Source organism: Methanospirillum sp. (assembly GCF_035560735.1).
GTDB lineage: Archaea > Halobacteriota > Methanomicrobia > Methanomicrobiales > Methanospirillaceae > Methanospirillum.
This window is the reverse complement of the sequence record NZ_DATMYY010000151.1, coordinates 1-4,165: the sequence shown is the minus strand read 5'-3', so window position 1 is coordinate 4,165 and position 4,165 is coordinate 1. Positions and strand designations below refer to the sequence as shown.

Below are 4,165 nucleotides of genomic sequence, written 5' to 3'. Positions count from 1 at the left end.
GGCGAACTAAACTGATAAAGGGAAATCAAATGAGCCGTTCTTAAATATAATCATTATAGGGATCTATTTTGCATCCCCTGGAATAATTCTGCAACCCTGATGGCAATGTAGGTTGGAGCAGGTACTTTCTGATGGTCTTTCGATCACAATTCAATCATAGGGAAAGGACACTTACATAGACCACTTCTGTGGTTATTTCCTGTTCTTGTGCAAGATCTCGAATCATAAGATATTCCTCATCCCCATCATGAACAATACTCCAGGTCTGAACCTTGGTACTGTACTGGGGAATTTGTACCACCCAGAGTGGGTATATTCATTGCACCGAGATTGAGGAAACTATGCCCACCATTGACACATCTCCGCTCTCTCTGAAAATACGAGAGATTTTTGTCATCTATACTATCACATCTCGATCCCAAGACCGAACATGATAATCCAATCGGATGTAACGAATAATTTTATCAGATCACCCGATAAGTCAATCAACAGGAGTAAGATTACGGTATGACTGACACCAGCAAATGCCCGGTTACTGGCAGGATGAATATGCAGACAGCAGTAAGAGGGAGATCCAACCGTGATTGGTGGCCAAACCAGTTAAATCTCAAAATTCTTCATCAAAACTCTTCCAAGGTAAGTCCAATGGGTGATGACTTTAACTATGCCCGGGAATTTAAGAAACTTGACCTGGCTGCAGTAATGAAGGATCTCACTGATCTGATGACAAACTCTCAGGACTGGTGGCCGGCTGATTTTGGTCATTACGGTCCCCTCTTCATCCGTATGGCATGGCATAGTGCCGGGACGTACCGAACCAGTGACGGCCGGGGAGGTGGAAGCGGTGGACAGCAACGATTTCCCCCGCTCAACAGTTGGCCAGATAATGTAAACCTGGACAAGGCACGACGCCTCCTCTGGCCGATAAAAAAGAAGTACGGCCCAAAGATATCATGGGCTGATCTCATGATCCTTGCGGGCAATGTTGCCCTGGAGTCAATGGGATTCAAGACCTTTGGTTTTGGAGGAGGGCGTGAAGACGTCTGGGAACCACAGGAAGACATTTACTGGGGTTCAGAAGATACGTGGCTTGGTGACCAGAGGTATTCAGGTGACCGGGAACTGGAAAAACCTCTTGCTGCCGTGCAGATGGGGCTGATTTACGTAAACCCTGAAGGCCCGAATGGAAAACCGGATCCAATAGCCGCAGCAAAGGATATTCGTGATGTCTTCGGGCGTATGGCCATGAATGATGAAGAGACCGTTGCCCTTATTGCCGGGGGACATACCTTTGGGAAAACACATGGGGCAGGTCCTGCATCGCATGTGGGGCTAGAGCCTGAAGCCGCCGGTATCGAAGAGCAGGGACTTGGCTGGAAGAGTAACTTTGGCTCTGGAAAAGGAAACGAGACAATCTCAAGCGGCATTGAGGTTACATGGACGGCAACACCCACGAGATGGACCAATAATTTCTTCAGAAACCTTTTCAGCCATGAATGGGAACTGACAAAAAGTCCGGCCGGTGCATACCAGTGGCAACCAAAAGGCGGGGCTGGAGCAGGAACGGTTCCTGACTCTCAGGACCCTGCGAAACGTCATGCCCCGGGAATGCTGACAACCGATCTTGCGTTGAGGTTTGATCCCATATACGAGAAAATTTCCAGAAAATTCTACGAAAATCCGGATCAACTTGCAGATGCTTTTGCCAGAGCCTGGTTTAAACTGACACACCGTGATATGGGACCACGAGCCCGGTATCTTGGCCCTGAAGTTCCTGCTGAGGAACTTATCTGGCAGGACCCGATCCCTGCGGCTAATCATCCCCTGATCGATGAACAGGATGTAACAACGCTCAAAGGCAAAATCCTCTCCTCCGGACTCACAATCTCCCAACTGGTATCAACTGCCTGGGCGTCAGCCTCTACCTTCCGTGGATCTGACAAGCGTGGAGGAGCAAATGGAGCACGAATCCGCCTGATGCCACAGAAAGACTGGGAGGTCAACCAGCCGGAAGATCTGGCAAAAGTCCTGAAAGTCCTTGAAGATATCCAGAACGAGTTCAATAACTATACTCCGGGTGGAAAGATGGTTTCTCTGGCAGATCTGATCGTTCTTGCCGGGTGTACTGCTATAGAGCAGGCAGCAAAGAGTGCCGGACACAATGTTACGGTGCCGTTTACCCCGGGACGAATGGATGCAATGCAGGAGCAGACCGATGTGGCCTCATTTTCCGTTCTCGAACCAATTGCAGATGGGTTTAGAAACTACCTGAGGGGGCCATGCTCCATCGAAGCCGAGGCATTGCTTATAGATAAGGCACAACTGCTGACACTGACTGCACCTGAAATGGTGGTGCTCATTGGTGGTATGAGGGTTTTAAACACGAATTACAAGCAGACTCCTCATGGTGTATTCACAAAGAAACCTGAAACTCTGACAAATGACTTCTTTGTTAATCTACTTGATATGAGTATAGAATGGCAACCAATCTCTGATACCAAAGAGACATTTCAAGGAAAAGATCGCAGAACCGGTGAAGACAGGTGGACAGGAACCCGTGTGGATCTCATCATTGGATCAAATGCCCAGCTTCGTGCCATTACGGAGGTTTATGGAAGTTCTGACTCTGAAGAAAAGTTTGTTCAGGATTTCGTATCTGCCTGGAATAAGGTCATGAACCTGGATCGATTCGATCGTATGGCAAATACGTAATGTTAACTTTTTGTGCTATGAGTTCGTGGTAAGGTATTGAAACGACTGGTTATTCCTGACCAGTCAATCCATTATAAAACAGAAGGGATCATCATCTGTAAAATCTCCTTTTTGAGAGAATGCCCTCACACGGCACCCCCCATAGAGATCCAGGTATGAGCAGGATGCACATCTTCCTTTCAGTAGTTCTTTCTTGGTCCTGAACCTTTTCAGGACCGGATTATCCTGATCATTCCAGAGTTCAGAAAGTTTTCTGGTTCTGATAGATCCGATATGACATTCATGGATCTGTACAAACTGGCATGGGTACACATCCCCGTTCTGTGTCACATTGGCTACCCTGACCCTGCACTGCATCCCCCCTTTCATCGATGAGATCAGGGACGGGCTTCAGGCAGATCATGTGCATTCTTCGGTTTCATGAGGGAGAACAGATGGATAGCATCCTGTGGCCCGTCCACTGTAAGAAACTCCATGACACTTGGATCAGTCTTTGATGCATACTCCTGCAGAAGATCAAGAGCAGAGAAGACCTCATCTGCAGAGATCTTCAGGTTTTCATATGAATCGGTGCCTCTTCCTGATGGCACAAGTCAGTAAACGCAGAATCTGTATGCCCCAAGTTGTAGGGAGAGGTCGATGAGATCTTTGAGTTCATGGTAGTTCTCCTTTGTAAGAGTAACCCGAACTCCACAGCGGATCTGTGCCTCATTACAGTACGAAAATGCCCGTATCGCCAGATCAAATGAACCGGGAGTTCCTGAATTGGTCATGGGTCTTTTGTGTTGCACCATCAAGTGATATCCCAACATACCCGATTCCTGATTTTTTGATCTTATCAGTTATCTTCGGGGTTATGAGCGTACCGTTTGTTCTCAGAGCAGTTATTATTCTCTTTTCCTTTGCATGGGCGCCCCGTTCCTAGAGATCAGGTCGCAGGAGGGGTTCCCCGCCGGAAAAGAGAATCACTGGAACGCTCAGTTCGGCACAGTCATCGATGAACGAGAGTGCTTCTTTTGTCGAAAGCTCAGTATCTGCCTCCAGGTCAGGGCCTGATGAGTTGTAACAGTGCTGGCAGGAAAGGTTGCACCTGCCGGTCAGGTTCCAGAATATTATGGGCCTTACCACTGACGAGTACGCAAGATACTCCTGTATAACCTCTTTTATCTGCTGCAGGAGAACAAATACTTCCTCAATTGAGAGCGGATGGACTGAACTCGGTCTGTTTCGCATCCGCATAACAATGGGGGCATTTGAGGGGACAACGGAGCGTGAGATTCCAGGATAGTATCTTGAGAGGAGGAGCAGAATTTCTGTCCACCGATATTTACCCAATTTCTCCGCAGAGATGTTTGAGGTTATTCACTATACAGCTGAATCCAAAAACTATCAAAAAACATGATTTCAATAACAGTGGTTATTTCAAGCGTATAATTTTCCTCATTGAAACCGG

At 47.4% G+C, this 4,165-nt stretch carries 5 protein-coding genes; 1 reads left to right on the top strand and 4 read right to left on the bottom strand.

All coding sequences use genetic code 11. The features are described from left to right. Positions 1 to 507 precede the first annotated feature (507 nt). On the top strand, positions 508 to 2,712 hold the full coding sequence (katG, locus tag VN429_RS04540) for a catalase/peroxidase HPI (protein ID WP_325630266.1): 2,205 nt from the start codon (positions 508 to 510) through the stop codon (positions 2,710 to 2,712). Positions 2,713 to 2,775: 63 nt separating this feature from the next. On the opposite strand, the gene VN429_RS04535 is transcribed toward katG, so the two are convergent. The 4 genes from VN429_RS04535 to VN429_RS04520 all read right to left on the bottom strand — a co-directional run bounded on the left by VN429_RS04535 (position 2,776) and on the right by VN429_RS04520 (position 3,945). After that, positions 2,776 to 3,081, bottom strand: a complete 306-nt coding sequence (locus VN429_RS04535) for an SPASM domain-containing protein (RefSeq protein ID WP_325630264.1) — start codon at positions 3,079 to 3,081, stop codon at positions 2,776 to 2,778. Between the two features lie 8 nt (positions 3,082 to 3,089). Beyond that, complete coding sequence (locus tag VN429_RS04530) at positions 3,090 to 3,302, bottom strand: hypothetical protein (protein ID WP_325630262.1); 213 nt, start codon at positions 3,300 to 3,302, stop codon at positions 3,090 to 3,092. Positions 3,303 to 3,305: 3 nt separating this feature from the next. Next, on the bottom strand, positions 3,306 to 3,506 hold the full coding sequence (locus VN429_RS04525) for a hypothetical protein (protein WP_325630260.1): 201 nt from the start codon (positions 3,504 to 3,506) through the stop codon (positions 3,306 to 3,308). Between the two features lie 127 nt (positions 3,507 to 3,633). Beyond that, positions 3,634 to 3,945 carry a radical SAM protein gene (locus VN429_RS04520; protein WP_325630257.1) on the bottom strand — a complete coding sequence of 104 codons (312 nt, stop codon included), beginning with the start codon at positions 3,943 to 3,945 and terminating at the stop codon, positions 3,634 to 3,636. Between the last annotated feature and the right edge of the window lie 220 nt (positions 3,946 to 4,165).

Coding starts and splice junctions, on each gene's coding strand:
- katG (WP_325630266.1), top strand. CDS start 508: ATGACTGACACCAGCAAATGCCCGGTTACTGGCAGGATGAATATGCAG.
- VN429_RS04535 (WP_325630264.1), bottom strand. CDS start 3,081: ATGAAAGGGGGGATGCAGTGCAGGGTCAGGGTAGCCAATGTGACACAG.
- VN429_RS04525 (WP_325630260.1), bottom strand. CDS start 3,506: ATGGTGCAACACAAAAGACCCATGACCAATTCAGGAACTCCCGGTTCA.
- VN429_RS04520 (WP_325630257.1), bottom strand. CDS start 3,945: ATGCGAAACAGACCGAGTTCAGTCCATCCGCTCTCAATTGAGGAAGTA.